This is a genomic window from Roseofilum sp. SBFL (assembly GCF_017746885.1).
GTDB lineage: Bacteria > Cyanobacteriota > Cyanobacteriia > Cyanobacteriales > Desertifilaceae > Roseofilum.
Genome location: NZ_JAGHZH010000183.1, coordinates 1 through 18,405, shown reverse-complemented (window position 1 = coordinate 18,405; position 18,405 = coordinate 1). Strand labels below are relative to the sequence as shown.

The 18,405-nt window shown below is 45.7% G+C and carries 16 protein-coding genes; 8 read left to right on the top strand and 8 right to left on the bottom strand.

The window, feature by feature from the left end:
- Positions 1-192: 192 nt before the first annotated feature.
- Entirely contained in the window at positions 193-402 is a 210-nt protein-coding gene (locus J7545_RS19950) for a hypothetical protein (protein WP_318701480.1), read from the bottom strand.
- Positions 403-940: 538 nt separating this feature from the next.
- On the opposite strand from J7545_RS19950, the gene J7545_RS19945 reads away from it, so the two are divergent.
- The 3 genes from J7545_RS19945 to guaA all read left to right on the top strand — a co-directional run bounded on the left by J7545_RS19945 (position 941) and on the right by guaA (position 3,946).
- Positions 941-1,069 (top strand): hypothetical protein, encoded by a 129-nt coding sequence (locus J7545_RS19945; RefSeq protein WP_318701845.1) that lies wholly within the window; start codon positions 941-943, stop codon positions 1,067-1,069.
- A 26-nt stretch (positions 1,070-1,095) separates the two neighbouring features.
- On the top strand, positions 1,096-2,220 hold the full coding sequence (cbiD, locus tag J7545_RS19940) for a cobalt-precorrin-5B (C(1))-methyltransferase CbiD (RefSeq protein WP_318720057.1): 1,125 nt from the start codon (positions 1,096-1,098) through the stop codon (positions 2,218-2,220).
- A 118-nt stretch (positions 2,221-2,338) separates the two neighbouring features.
- The gene (gene guaA, locus J7545_RS19935; protein ID WP_318701847.1) at positions 2,339-3,946 is read left to right on the top strand and encodes a glutamine-hydrolyzing GMP synthase; all 1,608 of its coding nucleotides are present in this window, start codon (positions 2,339-2,341) and stop codon (positions 3,944-3,946) included.
- Positions 3,947-4,341: 395 nt separating this feature from the next.
- Here the strand turns inward: guaA and J7545_RS19930 are convergent, their stop codons facing one another.
- Positions 4,342-5,235, bottom strand: a complete 894-nt coding sequence (locus J7545_RS19930; protein ID WP_318701848.1) for a cation diffusion facilitator family transporter — start codon at positions 5,233-5,235, stop codon at positions 4,342-4,344.
- Between the two features lie 43 nt (positions 5,236-5,278).
- On the opposite strand from J7545_RS19930, the gene J7545_RS19925 reads away from it, so the two are divergent.
- The 3 genes from J7545_RS19925 to J7545_RS19915 all read left to right on the top strand — a co-directional run bounded on the left by J7545_RS19925 (position 5,279) and on the right by J7545_RS19915 (position 8,873).
- Complete coding sequence (locus tag J7545_RS19925) at positions 5,279-5,614, top strand: hypothetical protein (protein WP_318701849.1); 336 nt, start codon at positions 5,279-5,281, stop codon at positions 5,612-5,614.
- 234 nt (positions 5,615-5,848) lie between these two features.
- Positions 5,849-6,601 (top strand): transporter substrate-binding domain-containing protein, encoded by a 753-nt coding sequence (locus tag J7545_RS19920; protein WP_318701850.1) that lies wholly within the window; start codon positions 5,849-5,851, stop codon positions 6,599-6,601.
- Between the two features lie 91 nt (positions 6,602-6,692).
- Positions 6,693-8,873: a sensor histidine kinase gene (locus tag J7545_RS19915; protein ID WP_318701851.1), complete on the top strand. Its 2,181-nt coding sequence runs from the start codon at positions 6,693-6,695 to the stop codon at positions 8,871-8,873.
- A 590-nt stretch (positions 8,874-9,463) separates the two neighbouring features.
- On the opposite strand, the gene J7545_RS19910 is transcribed toward J7545_RS19915, so the two are convergent.
- The 5 genes from J7545_RS19910 to lysA form a co-directional block, all read right to left on the bottom strand.
- Complete coding sequence (locus J7545_RS19910; protein ID WP_413038633.1) at positions 9,464-10,945, bottom strand: M16 family metallopeptidase; 1,482 nt, start codon at positions 10,943-10,945, stop codon at positions 9,464-9,466.
- A gap of 44 nt (positions 10,946-10,989) precedes the next feature.
- Complete coding sequence (locus J7545_RS19905) at positions 10,990-12,567, bottom strand: pitrilysin family protein (RefSeq protein WP_318701853.1); 1,578 nt, start codon at positions 12,565-12,567, stop codon at positions 10,990-10,992.
- A 45-nt stretch (positions 12,568-12,612) separates the two neighbouring features.
- On the bottom strand, positions 12,613-13,377 hold the full coding sequence (locus tag J7545_RS19900) for an isoprenyl transferase (RefSeq protein ID WP_318701854.1): 765 nt from the start codon (positions 13,375-13,377) through the stop codon (positions 12,613-12,615).
- A complete protein-coding gene (cdaA, locus tag J7545_RS19895; RefSeq protein WP_413038634.1) occupies positions 13,374-14,297 on the bottom strand; it encodes a diadenylate cyclase CdaA in 924 nt (307 codons plus the stop codon). The genes J7545_RS19900 and cdaA overlap by 4 nt, the downstream gene beginning before the upstream one ends.
- A 222-nt stretch (positions 14,298-14,519) precedes the next feature.
- Complete coding sequence (gene lysA, locus J7545_RS19890) at positions 14,520-15,926, bottom strand: diaminopimelate decarboxylase (RefSeq protein WP_318701856.1); 1,407 nt, start codon at positions 15,924-15,926, stop codon at positions 14,520-14,522.
- Positions 15,927-16,050: 124 nt separating this feature from the next.
- On the opposite strand from lysA, the gene rimI reads away from it, so the two are divergent.
- Together rimI and J7545_RS19880 are read left to right on the top strand one after the other, a co-directional pair.
- Positions 16,051-16,569: a ribosomal protein S18-alanine N-acetyltransferase gene (gene rimI, locus J7545_RS19885; RefSeq protein WP_318701857.1), complete on the top strand. Its 519-nt coding sequence runs from the start codon at positions 16,051-16,053 to the stop codon at positions 16,567-16,569.
- A 66-nt stretch (positions 16,570-16,635) separates the two neighbouring features.
- Entirely contained in the window at positions 16,636-17,178 is a 543-nt protein-coding gene (locus tag J7545_RS19880) for a peroxiredoxin family protein (RefSeq protein ID WP_318701858.1), read from the top strand.
- Between the two features lie 162 nt (positions 17,179-17,340).
- Here the strand turns inward: J7545_RS19880 and J7545_RS19875 are convergent.
- Positions 17,341-18,405: FkbM family methyltransferase (locus tag J7545_RS19875; protein WP_318720055.1), on the bottom strand; the 1,065-nt coding region annotated here is incomplete at its 5' end.

The following is an 18,405-nucleotide window of genomic DNA, read 5'->3' as shown; positions in this document are numbered from 1 at the left end:
TCACTCCTTTCAATGTTGGTCTTCTTTGGCTCAAGAATTGATGGATTCCAAGCCTCATAAGCGCTTATTTTTCCAGAAGGGATTAAAGGTTCTATCCCTTATACAGTCTACTCTTTAGCCTCCTTGTCATCCCTTAAGCTGGAAATGGGACAAAAAACGGGAGAGCGGATAAAAAGTTGCCTGCGCAACTACTTAAGTGGTTGCAGAATCTTCCTCTGTTTGGTTGTGAAGCTTAATTTGGGTATGAAGCCACTCACGCACTGATTCTTCTTTAATTACTTCTTGGTCGATCGCCTGACAGATATCCCAGGCGATCGAGTGGTAAGCCTTGGGAAGTCGGAGCGCTGTACGATCGCCCGCTATCCACTTAGGGTAAAAATATCGAGTGTGCGCTCCGAGCAACCACTCCTTACGCGAGGGGTCTGGGGAACGCTCTCGTTCCCCAGTAGGGGGTTTGGGGGACTAGTCCCCCAAAGAGATCTCGCCCTCAAGCCCAACCAATCATCATTGTTCCTTCTCCCCTTATCCCGAACTCAGGTTGATTAATTCTCTAATCTGAGCGGTAGCAAAGCAGTGGACAGCCACCGTCTTGCTACCGTTTTGCCAATTGGTGGCTACCCAGAGGCACATGAATGTAGTAGAAATTTTCGTCCCAAACACCCAAGTGAGGGGGAATTTAGGCATTAGCCGATCGCCGTATTCTATCGATTTGAAGATCCTCGAATTCTGAGGAGATACAGACGCTCAAATACATGGCTATCTGCAACAAGGGCTGAGGCGAATGCCCCTCAAGCAGCGCCAAGAAGTGGGGAAGAAATTTATCCAGTAATGGTGCGAAACTTGCCCCATCCTCTTTGGCGCAAGTTTCGCACCATTACAGAGTGGAAAGTTTCAGGGGGATTTCTATTCTGCGAACAGTACAACCCAGCAGGGGAAAACCATGAATAATTCTAACAACATCGAACAACTTGCGCTAGAGGCCTATCGCCAGAAGCGCGATCGCATTCAAGCCATAGATGAGGACAATATATATGGTAGCATAGGGTTCAAATCCCTTCCTGCTTGTTAGTTTGACCCCTATAGATAAGTAAAGATTTGAGTTCACCTCGCCCTGGATATACCTTACCTGTCTTTGCGGCTGCTTCAGCGGTGGCAGCATTGAAGTGTTTAAATGGGACACAAGAGATCGAGAGTGTATCTCTAGATTTAATCGATCCTGCCGAAACGGTCAATGTGGCGATCGCCGAAGTTTCCAGAATTCGCCCTGGAATGGCCTTGGGGATCAGTCATAGTGACCCGGGTGATAATCTGGATTTGACCCGTTATACTCCCGTTTGGGCGTTAGTCGAAACTTTACCCACGACAGCCTCAGAATCTGAGTATCGGATTGAAATTGAAGGAGGAGAAGGGATTGGGAAACAGGTGGATCGTGAAGGCAAAGCAGCCATTTATGGTTATGCTCGGCAACTACTCGATCGCAATCTTAAATTGCAATTATCCCCTAATCAAAGAATTCGCGTTACTTTAGTGCTTCCGGAAGGGCGTAATTTAGCAAAACGTACGTCTCTAGAAGCCTTTGGAATAGTGGAAGGATTGTCTTTATTGGGAACGACAGGTATTTCTCAACCCTTAAGTTCTCCGGAACAGTTAAGCCAATTTCGGCAAATTTTACAGGAAAAAGCGCGGCAACACGATCGCCTATTTTTCTGCTTAGGTGAAAATGGTTTAGCCTTAGCTCAACAAAAGGGTATCGATCTCCAACAAATCGTCAAAACAGCCAATTGGTTAGGCCCCATGTTAGCAGAAGCCGGAGCGCAACACGTCAAAGAGATTATTTTATGGGGCTATCATGGCAAATTAATTAAGTTAGCAGGGGGAATTTTCCATACGCACCACGATCTAGCCGATGGCCGCTTAGAAATTTTAACCGCTTATGGGGCAAAGGTAGGTCTGCCAGGAGACAAATTACACGCTCTATTGAGTGCTAAAACCGTACAAGAAGGCTTAGAGCAACTGCGTCAGTGGGAACAGGAATCGGGGAAAAACTGGGTCGAGCGAGTTTATGGGGAAATCGTGACCCAAATCGATCGCCGATCTGGGGCCTATATCTACAAGCAAACTCAGCAACAGGTAACGGTTCGCTCCGTTCTTTTTGATAGCGATCGCCAGATTATTCTTCACTCATGCGAAAATATAAACATCAGAGGTTCGCTCTTGTGATACCCTGAAAAGATCAATCATTATTCACCCCTACGACGAGCGGGCACTTGCCTTCAGTTCGCCCTACGCACAACTAAAAGTCTTGTATTCCTGTTATTGATCGCATCGACCACTGCTTATGACTGTGCAAACCCAAACCTCTCTTCCTACACCTCCGATTCGCGCCTTGAATCGCCAAATGATCGTTATCCTCGATTTCGGTTCCCAATACTCTGAACTGATTGCCCGTCGAATTCGAGAAACCCAAGTTTACTCAGAAGTTCTATCCTATCGAACCCCTGTAGAACAAATTCAAAGGATTAATCCTAAAGGCATTATTCTTTCTGGTGGACCCAACTCAGTTTACGCTCCGAGAGCGCCCCAGTGCGATCCCCAAATTTTCCACATGGGTATCCCTATTCTGGGTGTTTGCTATGGGATGCAATTGATGGTGCAACAATTAGGCGGTAACGTGGAAAAAGCAGAACGGGGTGAATATGGAAAAGCAGCCCTGTTTATTGACGATCCCACGGATTTATTTACTAACGTAGATAATGGCAACACCATGTGGATGAGTCATGCAGATTCCTGTTTAGCTCTGCCAGAAGGATTTGAAATTCTTGCCCATACTAATAATACGCGCTGTGCGGCGATCGCCAATCACGAGCGGAAACTCTATGGCGTACAATTTCATCCCGAAGTGGTTCACTCCATTGGCGGTATCGCCCTAATTCGCAACTTTGTCTATCATATCTGTGATGCTGAACCCACTTGGACAACAGAAGCATTTGTGGAAGAGTCCATCCGGGAAATTCGCGCTAAAGTGGGCGATCAACGGGTATTACTCGCCCTATCCGGAGGAGTTGACTCTTCAACCTTAGCCTTTTTACTGCATAAAGCGATCGGCGATCAACTCACCTGTATGTTCATCGATCAAGGATTTATGCGAAAAGGCGAACCCGAATCCTTGATAGAAATGTTTGAAGGACAATTCCATATTCATGTGGAATATATCGAAGCGCGCGATCGCTTCATAAAAACCATTGAAGGAGTAAGCGATCCCGAAGTCAAGCGCAAACGTATCGGCCATGAATTTATCCGCGTCTTTGAAGAAGAATCCAAACGCTTAGGCCCCTTTGATTATCTCGCTCAGGGAACCCTCTACCCCGATGTGATTGAATCGGCCGATACCAACATGGACCCGAAAACCGGCGAACGGGTAGCCGTCAAAATTAAAAGCCATCACAACGTGGGAGGACTACCCAAAGACCTACAATTTAAGCTGATTGAACCCCTGAGAAAACTGTTTAAAGATGAAGTCCGCAAACTCGGACGCTCCATTGGTCTCCCAGAAGAAATTGTTCAACGTCATCCCTTCCCCGGTCCAGGTTTAGCCATTCGCATTCTCGGAGAAGTCACCGCTGACAAACTGAACATTCTCCGAGATGCGGATTTTGTTGTCCGGGATGAAATTCGCAAGCGAGGGATTTATCATGACTTTTGGCAAGCGTTTGCCGTTCTTTTACCCATTCGCAGTGTTGGAGTAATGGGAGACCAACGCACCTATGCTCACCCTGTAGTGTTGCGCTTTATTACCAGTGAAGATGGCATGACTGCGGATTGGTCAAGGGTTTCCTACGATCTCTTAGAAGCCATTTCTAATCGTATTGTGAATGAAGTGAAAGGGGTAAATCGGGTGGTTTATGATATTACCTCCAAACCTCCTGGAACAATTGAATGGGAATAGAATCTAGCCCTTTGGCGGGTAATGGGGAAGACAATTAATATCAAATCCTTAGATGTTTGCTACAGATGATTCATACCCCAGAAGAGGGGATACACCAGATACCGGAATTAATAGCAACCTTAAAGAGTAATGCTATTAACGGATGACACTCGCTGATCCTCCCCTCTTTTCCCTCTAATCCGATGGGCGGATGATGGGTATCTATCGCCCTAAACCTGTGGAAAAACACGAGTAAATTGTGGAAAAATAGATCGGAGTAAAATATAAGTTGGGACACCAATCTATCTTGAAACCTTGCTATCATAAACTATTCCCTATTCCCTATTCCCTATTCCCTAGGGAGTATCGCTCTAGGTGATTCTGTGGAAAACCCAAAGTAATTCTCAAGGATTCGCTTACGGTTGAAACGTAATTTGATTGGAGCGATAATCGGGGGGTTCTACATGAATGAGAACTCGAACAGGGTGATATTTTTCCTGTAAATGGGCTTCTACTGCTTCGGTAATTTCGTGGGAAGTTGCCACATCGATCGCATCCACAATCAGATGCATTTCAATAAAGACTTGCCGGCCAACAATTCCCCGTGAGGCAATATCATGGCAGTTTAGCACACCTGGAACTTCCATGACGGTATCATGAATGGCTTCCGGGGCGATCGCCATTTCATCCACTAACCAGGGTAAATTATCCTTGAGAACTTCCCAACCACTATAAAATACCAATAGAGCCACGGGAAACGCTAATAGCACATCTAAAAGAGGATAGCCTAAAACCACTCCCAATAATCCCCCCAAAACCATAATCGTCACCCAAACATCACTCATGGTATGTTTGGCATCCGCAACTAAAATACCACTGCCAATGCGTTGACCGACGGCTCGTTCATAAAAGGCGACAAAAATATTAATCCCCAAAACAATCAGTAATATCCATAAATCTTGAAATTCAATCGTGAGAGGATCGCCTTGAGAGGTAAGACGCTCGAGGGAACTCGAGACAATTTCAAAACAAGCAAACCCTAAAAATGCGGCAATTCCCAAAGCGCCAATGGCATCAAATTTCTGATGCCCATAGGGATGTTCGCGATCGGGTTTGGGAGAGGCAAAGTGATTGGCGACTAATCCCAAGATATTATTGGCACTATCGGTGACACTATGAAGAGCATCGGCTAATAAACTGAGTGAGCCAGTTTTCCAGCCCACGAGGACTTTAATCAATAACGCCAGTAGATTGAGTCCTAACGTAATGAACAACACTTGACGGACTTTAGAGCGAATATCTGTAACCATTATCTTCTAGGATAGACAATAGTCTGATCCGGTTTATAGATGTATGACCCAACTAACTCTTAACTTTGCCCAAGGATCTGTGTCCTTTAATTTTACTCCTGAAGCTGCCCAAAACCTGAAAGCGGAAATTAACCAATTGATGGATCGGCTCAAAACTTTGGCGGCACAACCGGTGACTCCAGGACGGAAACAGCCTCAAGCACCGATGGAATATCGCCATAATGGGGACGTTTTCCTAGAGATATTTTGTAATCCTAATATTTATGCAAGTCCCTTTGCAGCTAAGGTGTTAGTGACTCTGAAAAGCGATCGCCTGCGCCTAAGTACCGAAGCGGAACTTACCCGTGTGATTGAAGACCTCAATGCCTATTTGGGATAGAGCGCTTGGCGCAGCAGAAGGGTAATCAGTAATGGGTAATGGGAAAACCATTTTTAACGATTTCAGATGAATTGGCAATTTTTTACGTCACCCCTTAACCGTTTAGTCTAATAAGTCCTGAAGAACCGTCCTAGCAGGGATGGGTAATGAGCCGTTCTGATATTTGATATAATAATAGATTGGTCTCTCCTATCCTCAAAACTCAAAACTCATTACCCATTACTTACCTCTTCCATGAAATCCATCAAAACCTTTCTAATTCTCAGTATAACAGCCTTCTTTAGTGTACTGATTTTTTCCGCTTGTAGTCAAACCCCCACTTCAACTACTTTAGTTATGGGAACTTCTGCCGATTATCCTCCCTATGAATTTAAAGATAGTACAGGAGGAGAAGAACGGATTATTGGTTTTGATGTGGACATTGCCCAATCTTTAGCCAAGTCCCTTAATTTTGAGCTGAAAATTGAGGATATGAACTTCGATCGCCTCATTCCTGCTCTAGAAAACAATGAAGTAGATTTTGTGATGGCGGGCATGTCTCCTACACCAGAGCGCCAAGCCAAGGTGGAGTTTACGGATCTCTATTATCAAGCTTCCAGTATTATTCTCATGCCTAGAGGGGCAAATATAAACTTCAAAGAGGATGTAAAAGACAAGCGGGTGGGGGTGCAAGGGGGATCGATTCAGGCAGATGCAGCTCAAAAGATTACCGGGATTGACTTAGTCGAGTTCGACAAAATTGGCGAAATTATCCAAGAGGTGAAAGCAAAAACCCTAGAGGCAGCAGTTATCGAGTCCACGGTAGCGGAGCGCTATGCTTCCGCAAACCCAGATTTAGATTTTACCCAGCCCTTTGACACTGAATCAAGTGGATCGGCGATCGCCCTCCCTAAAGGTTCTGCCTATACCGAATCCTTTAATCAAGTTTTAACCGAAATGAAAGAGACTGGAAAAATCAAAGAACTGATCCAGAAATGGTTCAGCTAATTCAACCCCACTCACTTTACAGCACTATTCTGGCTCAAAACTCAAAACTCATTCCAACGTCTGGGAGGGAACTTGATATCCTTTTTTTCCCATGCTTAAACGTCTCAAAATTTGGACTGCTCTCCTGCCTCGTAAACTATCTTTACGGGTTGTTTTAGTTGTGCCCTTTGTGCTGCAAGTTTCCTTAGCTGTTAGTTTAACCGGTTGGCTCTCCCTCCGCCATGGACAAAAAGCGATTAATCAAGTCACTACCCAACTCCGTCAGGAAATCACTGCTCGCATTGAGCAGGAACTTGCTAATTATATTCATGATTTATATTTAGTCAATCAAATTAATCAGGATGCTGTCAACCTCAACTTACTCAGTCTCCAAGATGATCAGCAATTGCAAACCTATTTTGGCAAGCAATTACAAGCATTTGAATCAATTAGTGCGATTAAGTTTAGTAGCGAGCAGGGAGAATTTTTAGGCTTAGAGAGATCGCCGGATGGATATGTGCTATCCTTAGCCAATCTAGACACAGAGCAAACCCTAGAAACCTATCAATTAAATGGCGATCGAGAACAGGGGCAGCTCTTGTCCTCCACCCCAGACTACGATAGCCGCCTAGAAGTGTGGTATGAGAATGCCATTCAAGCCCGAAAAGCAACTTGGGGAGGCATTGACACCCACCTCGGTTCAGAAACCTTAGCCACCAGCGTCAATCAACCTGTTTATACCGAAATCGGCAAACTCTTAGGCGTTTTCGGCGCGGAATTTCGGCTCTCAGAAGTCAGTGATTTTTTACGAACCTTAGATATTAGTCCAGGGGCAGAAGCCTTTATTTTAGAGCGTTCCGGCTTATTAGTCGCCAGTTCCACCCTAGATCGCCCGTTTCTGGTCACCTATGGCACAACCCTCAGAATTCAAGCCACCAATACCAGCGATCGCCTCATTCAATCCTCTGCCCAATATCTGCAAGAAGAATTTGACACTTTAAAAAACGTGGAAACCACGGAAAATCTAGCGTTTTTGCTTAAAGGAGAGCGGCAATTTTTACAAGTCACTCCCTTTCAGAATGCCCAAGGCATTGATTGGATCATTGTGGTGGTGGTTCCAGAAGCCGATTTTATGGAGCAAATCAACGCTAATACGTGGATTACCATACAATTGTGTGCGATCGCCCTCTTCGTGTCCATTTTACTTGGCTTAAGAACCTCCCATTGGATTAGCCAATCCTTACATCAGCTTATTCAAGCCACTGGAGCGATCGCCAAAGGCAACCTCAATCAACACTTACCCCACTTCTATCTGCACGAATTAGAAACCTTGCGCCGTTCCTTTAACCAAATGTCCCAACAACTGCGCCATTCTTTCCAAGCCTTAGAAACCGCCAACCAAACCTTAGAAGAACGGGTCGAAAAACGCACCGAAGCCCTCAAACTCGCCAAAGAAAAAACCGAGCAAGCCCTGCAAGAACTCAAGCAAACACAATCCCAACTCATTCAAACTGAAAAAATGTCCAGTTTAGGTCAAATTGTTGCCGGAGTCGCCCACGAAATCAATAATCCCATCAGTTTTATTTACAGCAACTTACCCCATGCCAAAGAATATCTAGAAGGATTGATTGAGCTGATTGAACTCTATCAAAAACAGCATCCGGAATCCACCAATGAAATCCATCAAAAAATACAACAAATAGACCTGGACTTTATTGTCGAAGATTTTCAAAACCTAATGATCTCTATGCAAAGTGGAGCCGATCGCATTCAGAAAATCGTGTTAGGATTGCGTAGCTTTTCCCGCTTGGATGAATCCGATCAAAAATGGGTCAATATCCAAGATGGATTAGAGAACAGCTTAATGATTTTGCAAGCGAATTTACAATCGATTCAAGTTATTGAAAGCTATACCAGAGTATCCAATGTTTTTTGTTACCCTGGTGAAATCAATCAAGTTTTTTTCCAGATCCTAGAAAATGCCATAGATGCCCTATCTGAACCCAATATCATCAATCCCACCCTATGGATTGAAACCCAAGACCTCTCAGAAGATCGGGTGCAAATTCGTATTGCTGATAATGGCCCAGGAATTAGCGAATCGGTTATATCTTCTATTTTTGATCCCTTTTTCACCACCAAACCCGTCGGACAAGGAACCGGTTTAGGTCTCTCCATTAGCTATCAAATTATTGTCGAGAAACATAAGGGCGAACTACTCTGCAACTCTACCCCTGGAAAAGGAGCAGAATTTTTGATCAGATTACCGATAAAATTGGGTTATATCAATTAAAAATTTTAAATGGGTCTGAGTTAGGGCAAGTCTTCTACAGCTCTAGCAGGCAAGAGTGGAGAAAGTCGGGAAAGAGTTAATCAGAAAAATGGGTTGAAAACCCTGTCCTTGTAGGACGGCTTTGCAGTATAATGGAATTGGTCACTGACCCACCCGCGACGATGGAAACAGAAAGCCTAACTTCAAAGATTGCGGAATCCGCAACGGCGCAGAAAAATCGGTAGACCGGGAAAAGAGGACGGGGCAATGGGCAGTCCAACCCTTGAATCAACAAAGTACATCAAGATTTTTCCTTTGAAATTTCGACACATAAGGCGGCAGGGCTTGCCGTGTCAGTCTGTGGAGCGAGTGTAAGACCCGATCTGAGTAAATCAGTGAAGGCGGCTGCTATGAAACAGAAACCTAAAGCCTCCTGCGGAGGAGCTTCGCTAACGTGAGGTTTAGGAATCCCCTCGCCTTTAGGCAGGGGTTGGATGTCAAGGAGCCGTTCCAGTGCTGGGTTGAATTGGATTGTAGTGGCGGTCACTGTGTGACCGCCAGCATTTATGTTACAGCAATACACCACAAATTGTCGTGTGGAATGTGGGCAATTAACTTTGTCCAGGAATCGTAACGTCGATCGCCGTCACCCCACCATCCTCACTTAATGCGCTCAAGGGCGGATCGATCTGGTCTTGATTTCCCACCACTAACGTCACCATCTCTTCCGGTTGCAGATATTCCTGCGCTACCCGCTGCACATCCTCAATTGTGGTGGCTTCCACACCCCGTTGATATTGGAAGATAAAATCTTCAGGATAACCATAATAGGTATAGCGCATCAGGCGGGAAAGGGTTTGAGAGGGTTGTTGGAAATTAAACACAAAGGAATTGAGGACTCCATCTTTAGCTGCGGCTAATTCTTGGGCAGTAATGGGCTTTTGGATAATGCCATCAAACTCTTGGCGCAATGCTTGAATCAAGGGAACAGTTGCTTCTGAACGCGTTGAACCCCCAGCAATAAATATCCCTGGATAGTCATAGCGGGCACTCCAAACTCCATAAACCGAATAAGCTAACCCTTGACGCGATCGCACCTCATTAAACAAGCGACCCCCTAACCCATTTAACACCTCATTCATCACTGACAAGGCAAAGAAGTCAGGACTATCCAACTGTCCACCTAAATGGCCCATCAACACATTACTCTGAGTCAGTTGCGGTTGATTGACCAGAAAAATCTCCCCGGCTTGGCTCTGGGAAACTTGTGGCAGGGGAGGATGCTTAAAATTCGGATTCGGTTGCCAATCTCTAAATGTCGCTTCTAATTTTTGTCGCATTTGGGCTGGGTCAAAATCCCCCACTAAACCCAGCATCATATTATTGGGGACAAAATACTGTTGATAAAAGTCAATCAGATCTTGGCGATCGATCGCCTCTAACGTCTCATATTCAACTGTCCGCGCATAGGGACTTTCGGCTCCATAAATGAGCTTCTGAAATTCTCGACTGGCGATATCATCGGGGCTATCATTGCGACGGGCTATACTGCCTTCAAGTTGAGTTTTCGCTAACTGCAATTGCTGCTCATTAAAAGCCGGTTGGCGCAATACTTGGGCAAAGAGTCTTAACACCTCATCGGTATCGGGCGTTAAAGCACTAAACTGAGCCGTAGCGGCTGAAGTTCCAATCGAAGTTTCAATCGAAGCGGCTCGATCTTCGAGCGATCGGTTAAGTTCATCTGGGGTATAGGTTTGGGTTCCACCGCTACGCATCACTACGCCTACTAACCCAGCTAACCCAACTTTTTCCTTGGGTTCCAGGCGATCGCCCGTATTAAACATCGCTCTTCCTGTTACCAAAGGTAAATCCCGGTCTGCCATCAAAAAGACCTGAATCCCATTGTCCATCGTAAACTGTGTATACTCTGGAATGGTCACCTCTGGAAGGGGGGGAAAGGTTAACTCATTGTAGGGTTTCGCCTGAGCTGCAACTGCCGATTCATGCCATTGAACCGTTAAAGTTAAACTTAGCACCATTAAAGCCAGCCACAGTCCCCGAACCATCTTTTTTATCACTCGTCGTACTTGCATCATTTTTTTGGGTAATGGGTAATAGGTAATCGGTTACCTAACGGTTAATTACTCGCGGTTAACAATCGCCCAATAGTGAGATTTTCTGGGGTAAATGTCGCTTGTGCGACTCGCTGAATATCTTGGGGCCTCACCGCTTCAATGGCTTCAACTTCCTGAAATAAATTGCGCCACGATCCGGTTGTTGCTTCATATTTTGCTAATAAACTCGCTAAACCCGAATTAGAATCTAGTGTGCCTAATAAACTGGCTTTGGCTTGAGTTTTCACCCGATTTAATTCAGCTTCACTCACGGGTTCGGTTTTCAGCCGTTTAATTTCTACTTGTAACGCTTCCGCCACTTCATCTACCCTATGCCCTGGAGCCGTTAGGCTATAAAACAGCATTAAATTGGGGTATTTGTCGCCCGGAAATCCACTAAAACCCGCCGCAGATAGGGCGACTTGTTTCTCTTCTACTAAGGATTTATACAAGCGAGCAGTCCGCCCATCACTGAGAATGGCTCCCATCAGATCGTACACGGCATGATCTCGAGCGTTTCCGGCTGGGCGGTGATAGCCCTCTAAATACATCGGTTGGGTCGGCAATTCTAGGGACACTTCACGGGTTTCGGTTTGTTTGGGTTCCACCGGTATCTTGACCTTGGGAGTGGGGCGAGCTGGAAAGCGACCAAAATAGGTTTGAGCTAGTTTTTTAACTTCATCAATGTTGATATCACCCACGATCGCCACAATCAGATTATTGGGTACATAATAGGTCTCGAAGAAGTCTTTTACATCTTGCCGGGTGAGGTTGCGTAAGTCTTCCTCATAGCCAATTACGGGTTGGCGATAGGGATGAACTTTGAATGCTGCGTCTTGAAAGGCTTCAATCATTTGCCCGATAGGAGAATTATCGGTACGCATCCGTCGCTCTTCTAGAATTACCTCTTTTTCTTGGTAAAATTCCCGAAATACCGGGTCTAGGAATCGTTCTGACTCTAGGGACATCCACAATTCTAGTTTATTGGAGGGCAAGCTAAAAAAGTAGCGGGTCGCATCCGTGGAAGTGGTGGCATTAAGTCCGACTCCCCCAAACCGTTCGACGATTTGACCAAATTCATTTTGTTTGATGTATTGGGATGCTTCTTTGTTAATCCGATCGAATTTGGCTTGTAGTTCTTGAGCTTCTTCTGTATTTCTGTTGGCTTTAGCGGCTTGAATTTGATTGAAGAGGCGATCGAGTTCATCCATCAAGGGTTTTTCCGCTGCATAGTCCGTTGTTCCGATCGCCGTAGTTCCCTTGAAAGCGAGGTGTTCTAAGTAATGGGCAACACCGGTTTTACTGACTGGTTCATTGGCTCCCCCAACATCGGCATAGAGCATGAATGATATCACAGGCGCTTGATGGCGCTCGAGGACAATAAACCGGAGACCGTTATCGAGCGTGAACGTTTTAACTTGTTTTTCGACGTTATCTAAATAGGGTTGAATCGAAAAGTCGCTCGGATCTTGAATTAAGGCGATCGCCGGTTCTACCCCCAGCACATAAATGCTAACCAGAATACTCAGGAGAAAAGCTACTAATTTCTTGAGATTTAAGGGCAGTAACCACCCTCGATCGGTCAACTGGACTCTGTTCATAAGAAATAGGATGACAAGTATACCTAATTTTTAATGGTATCGAAATTAAGACTTCACTTTACCAAAGCGGCGATCGCGCTTCTGAAACTCCCAGAGCGCCCGATGCATCTCGGCACGGTCAAAATCCGGCCACAGGATATCCGTAATATAAATTTCCGCATAGGCCAACTGCCACAACAAAAAATTACTAATTCGCATTTCCCCACTGGTGCGAATCAACAGATCCGGATCGCCCACATTCACCGTATACAAATGGCGTTCAAACAAGGCTTGATCGATATCTTCCGGATTTAAATCTCCCTGCTTCACCTGTGCTGCTAGAGCTTGACAGACTTGTAAAATCTCCTGCCGTCCTCCATAGTTCGTCGCCACTGTAAACCGCATCCCTTCATTCTGAGAAGTTGTCCCCATGGATTTTTTAATTTGTTTTTGCACAGAATTGGGTAAATCTTGTAGACCTCCCACCAACTCTAAGCGAATTTTTCTGTCCATCATTTCTGGTAATTCCCGTTGGAGGAACTGTTCTAGCAAGGTCATAATTACACTGACCTCTTGGGGGGGGCGCTTCCAATTTTCAGTGGAAAAGGAATAAACCGTTAGGGCTTGGATACCCCAATCATCACAACAGCGTACTAACTCCCGCACCGTATCTACTCCACGGGTGTGTCCCATAATTCTAGGGAGTCCTCGCTGTTGGGCCCAGCGACCATTACCATCCATAATTACTGCAACATGACGAGGAAGCTTTTGGGGATCGAGGTCACTAGGGAGAGTCTTCAGAGTATAGTCAATAATTTGCTTTGCAGTCATTTTTTCTTTTGAGAATCAGAAGAAGGTAAACGGAGTAGGCGTGCAACCATCGCTGCACCTTGAGAATTGATCTGGCGGCCCAAATTTCGCAAATCGGGGGCAACAGCCTCCCGTTCTACTGATTGAGAGAATTTGGCTTCCAAGAGTTCCTTTAGTTTACTGCTGGTTAAGGGACGATTCAGGAGACCCTTTTCCGCCAGAGAGATAGAACCAGTTTCCTCAGAAACAACAACACACAGACAATTTTCCACGCGGTCAGTAATGCCCATGGCTGCTCGGTGACGAGTCCCCAGCTTACGGGAGGCGGTGCGATCGGATAGGGGTAAAATGACTCCAGCAGCAATAATACGAGACATGCGAATCCAAACCGCTCCATCATGTAATAGGGTACTGGTTTGGAAAATAGTTTGTAACAACTCCTTGGAAACTTCTGCATTTAACCTTACCCCAGGAACAGAAAAATCGCGCTCATCAATGGGCCCAGTGGTTTCTAAAATCAGCAGTGCCCCCGTCCGATTTTGAGACAGGTCTTTAACCGCATCGACAATTTCATCAATCACACTCTCTGCTTTGGGGGGAGGCTCAGATGGGGGAAGGAACAAATCAATGACTTGTCCTTGGCCCAATTGTTCCAGCAACCGACGAAACTCGGACTGCAAAATCACAGCCATAGCGACGGCAGAACCAATGACTAATTTGTTTAACACAAAGCTCAGTAAGGTTAAGTTCACAACAGAACTGATGGCGGTGCCCAGCATTAGAATAATGAATCCTCGCACCATCCACAAAGTTCGACGTTCACCAATAATCATCAAGACCATGTAGGTCAACATCAAAACGGAGATGAAGTCAACCGTATGCAGCAGGTTTTTGTGAGTATCAGTTAAGTTGGATAACCATTGTGTTAAAAGATCTCCCATAGCTAGGGAATAGGGAATTAGGGAATAGGCAGTGGGCAAGAGGCAAGAGGCAATAGGGAGTCGGTAGTGGGCAAAACTGGGTTTTATCCTTCCCTTAAACATCCCTAAGCAGATACTGCACGCTTCCTACCTTGGACACTTCAGAGAGTATTCAGGTGACGATCGCCACCTGAACCTAGGGACAGACTCAATCTGACCCCAGTTTCGAGTCTCCTGTGATTGCTAAGAAATGGATTTGAGGCGATCGGGAAGGCGATCGCAGCTTACCAAGTCTTGATAGGTTTCCCGCTCAATAATCACTTGACCTTGACCCTCTCTGACTAAGACAGCGGCTGGTCGGGTAACGCGGTTATAGTTGGAAGCCATACTATAGTTGTATGCTCCCGTGGCTAAAATGGCGAGGATATCCCCAGATTGCAAGGGGGGAAGTTGGGCTTGTTGGATGAGAATATCGCCAGATTCACAATGCTTACCAGCAACGGTTACGGTTTCCGTACAAGGTTGGGCCATGCGATCGACAGCTACAGGACGATAGAGAGCTTGATAGGTGATCGGGCGAGCATTGTCGGACATGCCTCCATCTACAGCGATATAGGTTCGCATGTCAGGAATGGCTTTACGGGAGCCGACGGTGTAGGCGGTGATACAGGATGAACCGACTAAGGAACGTCCGGGTTCACAGATTAGGTGCGGGGGAGCAATTTGGGCGTTTTTGCAGGCTGCTACCATCGCGGTACAAACTTGTTTGACCCAAGCGTCAATGGAGGGGGGATCGTCGTCTTCGGTATAGCGAATTCCTAAGCCGCCACCTACATTTAGGACAGAGGGAGATAAGCCAATTTCTTTAGCTTTCAGGAACCATTGCACCATCACTCCGGGGAGATCTTTATGGGGTTCAAGTTCAAAAATTTGGGAGCCGATATGGGCGTGGAATCCTTGGAAATCTAGGCTCGGTTGTTGGGCAATTTCTTTGAGAACCGCTTCAATTTGATTGGGATCGAAGCCAAATTTACTGTCAATATGTCCCGTGCGAATATATTCATGGGTGTGACATTCGATGCCAGGTGTAATCCGAATGAGGATCGGAACAGTTTTTCCTTGAGCGCCACTGAGCTGCGCCAAGGTTTCTAATTCTAACCAGTTATCGACAACTACATGAGAGCCAACGTCTAGAGCTTCGGCGAGTTCGGTAGCGGATTTATTATTGCCATGGAAGTAAATCCGATCGGCTGCAACTCCTGCTTGTAGGGCAGTGTAAAGTTCTCCACCCGAAGCGACATCAATACCTAATCCTTCTGAGCCGGCGATCGCACAAATGGCTAAACAATTCCATGCTTTCGAGGCATACAGAACCGTTGCTTCTCCTGGATAGTAGCGTTTAAGGGCTTCTCGGTATTGGCGACAGGCAGCACGTAAGCTCTCTTCATCGAGGATATAGAGGGGAGAGCCATAGGTTTTCACTAATTCAGAAACAGCTACACCACCGATGGTTAATTGATCGTTGCTGTTCACTTGAGCGGTAAGAGGAAGTAAATGTTGATTCGGTGAGCGATTGCCAAGAGGCTCTTCAACCGGGGAAAGATAATCTGTGCCATGGGGTGAGGTAATGCGGGAGGGTGTGGATACCATAATCTCAGGAAGAGGGTTCGTTATTCATTATTAATTCGTTCTATACTCTATTGTCCATGGTGAACTGCAATTCACCAATAGTTAAAATCATTCCCTTGTAAGATCTCCCTATATTCCCATCCCTATGAACCCATCCGTTTCTGTGCCTGTTGTTCTCCATGCGATCGCCCCAGAACACCTAGACGCTGTGCTTACCCTCGATCGCCTCTGTTTTGGTCAGTTATGGAGTTTAGACGCTTACCAAAGGGAACTTGAGAGTCCACAGAGTGAGTTATTGGGCTTATCTTTGGGTGAGGAGTTGGTTGGATTGGGCTGTTATTGGGAGATCGTGGAAGAAGCTCATCTGACCATTTTAGCCATTCATCCCCAGTATCAACATCAAGGCTTAGGGCAATTTCTACTGTGTGCTTTATTAGAATCTGCACGACAAAGGGGTTTAGAGAGAGCCACTCTAGAAGTAAAAGCCTCGAACCATAGCGCCCTAGGACTCTATCAAAAATTCGGCTTTCTCACGGCTGGACGCAGACGCAAGTATTATCAAGAAACGGGTGAAGATGCCCTTGTCTTATGGCTCAATGGTTTACAATCGCCCCAGTTTCCAGAGCAGTTAAGTCAGTGGCAACAGCAAGCCCAATCTAAATAGTTCAGGACACCAATAGTATTACACTACTAGAAGTCCTACCTTAAGAAGCATCACCCATTACCCAAAATGGTTACTTCAACAGACTTTCGCGGTTTACTCAATCAACGCTTTGCCAACAACTTTTTCCCCATTCCCGCAACCAGTCGTTGGGATGTGGGACTGATGCCCCCTGACTTTCAACTCCCCAATATCACCCATGGGGAAACTGTGCGGCTTTCAGACTACCGCGAGCAAAAACCGGCGATCGTGGCTTTTACACGGATTTTTACTGAAAAACAATACTGTCCCCTCTGTTTCCCCCACATCAAGGAACTGAACGAACAGTATGAAGCGTTTACAGAACGCGGGGCAGAAGTGCTATTAATCACTAGCACCGATGCCGAACAAAGTGCGATCGTGGTTCAAGATTTGGGTCTCAAAATGCCCCTACTCTCCGATCCAGACTGCACCACTTTCCGCGCCTACGCCGTCGGTCAAGCCTTGGGCGCACCCCTACCCGCCCAATTTGTCCTCGATCGCCGGGGAATTTTGCGCTATAAGCACCTCTTCTCCTTCCTTCACCCCAATGCAGACATGCAGACGTTACTCGCCGCTTTAGATGACCTGTAGGGCAGGCTAGGGAATAGGGAATAGGGAATAGGAAATAGGGAATAGGAAATAGGGAATAGGGAATAGGGAATAGGAAATAGGGAATAGGGAATAGGGAATAGGAAATAGGGCAAACCCGGTTTTCCCCTTTGCCTATTCCCTCTTGCCTTTTACCTAGAGCTATCACGGTGAAATGTAGAAGTTGCTGTAATTCCATTCTCGAAACTCTTTGATAATCTTGTAATTAATTCGCTCCAGGAAGCTTAAAAATCCGGGTTTATTCCTTTTGGTGACTTCAATCAGTGCATGGGGTTGGTATTGCCGAAATAGACCCTCAGCACCCTCTAAAACTTCAATTTCTAATCCTTGCACATCCATTTTAATGAAATCTACAGGAGTAGCGATCAGCCGATCGAGAGGTAAAACTTCTACCGTTCCGTTGGGATCTTGCTTGAGTTCTGTTAAACACAGATCGCCAGTAGGATGATCGATGAGTTGGGCACGGCCGGGGTTTTTCCCCACAGCATAGCCTAATTTAGACAGGTCTACATTAGTAATTTGATTCAAGGCGATATTGGTTTTCAGTGCTGCAATACTATCGGGTTGAAACTCAATTGGAATTACCAGTTGTGCCCCTAAGATTTTGGCAAAATAGACCAAGTGGTTGCCTGTATTCGCACCCACATCAACGATCGCCGATCGCCGTGTCAGCGTCTCGTTGATAAAATCGAGTTCCGGCTGTTCATAGAACTGGCGATCGTTCACCTGCGTTAATTCCACATCCAAATTTTTACCCGTAATCTCCAATTGAATCACCTGATGGTGGGACTTAAACTCAACTTGAGGCGGCTCGGAACCCACAAGATTGACCAAATTGAGCCATTGCCTGGCTTTACCCAGATTAGGGGCAAGACTCAGAGCCTCTCGCAGATAAGATTGAGCGGCTTCCCAATTTCCTTGTTTCGCTAAAGTAATCCCTAAATATTGGATATAATTCGGATCTTGAGGAGAAAGCGCGATCGCCTGTTCAAACCCCTTCATCGCCTCAGCATAATTTCCCATCTGATTATAAATACCACCAGAAAGAGAATAGAGTGCGGGTCGGTCAGGATACCCCTCTTCTGTCACTCTCCGGTTTCTTCTATTATTAATAATTTCCAGAGCTAAGGTATACTCAGTGATACAGGGTGTGGCGATCTCATTTTTGCCCATATGCATACTCTTGGGAATTGATATGCAGAAAAAATG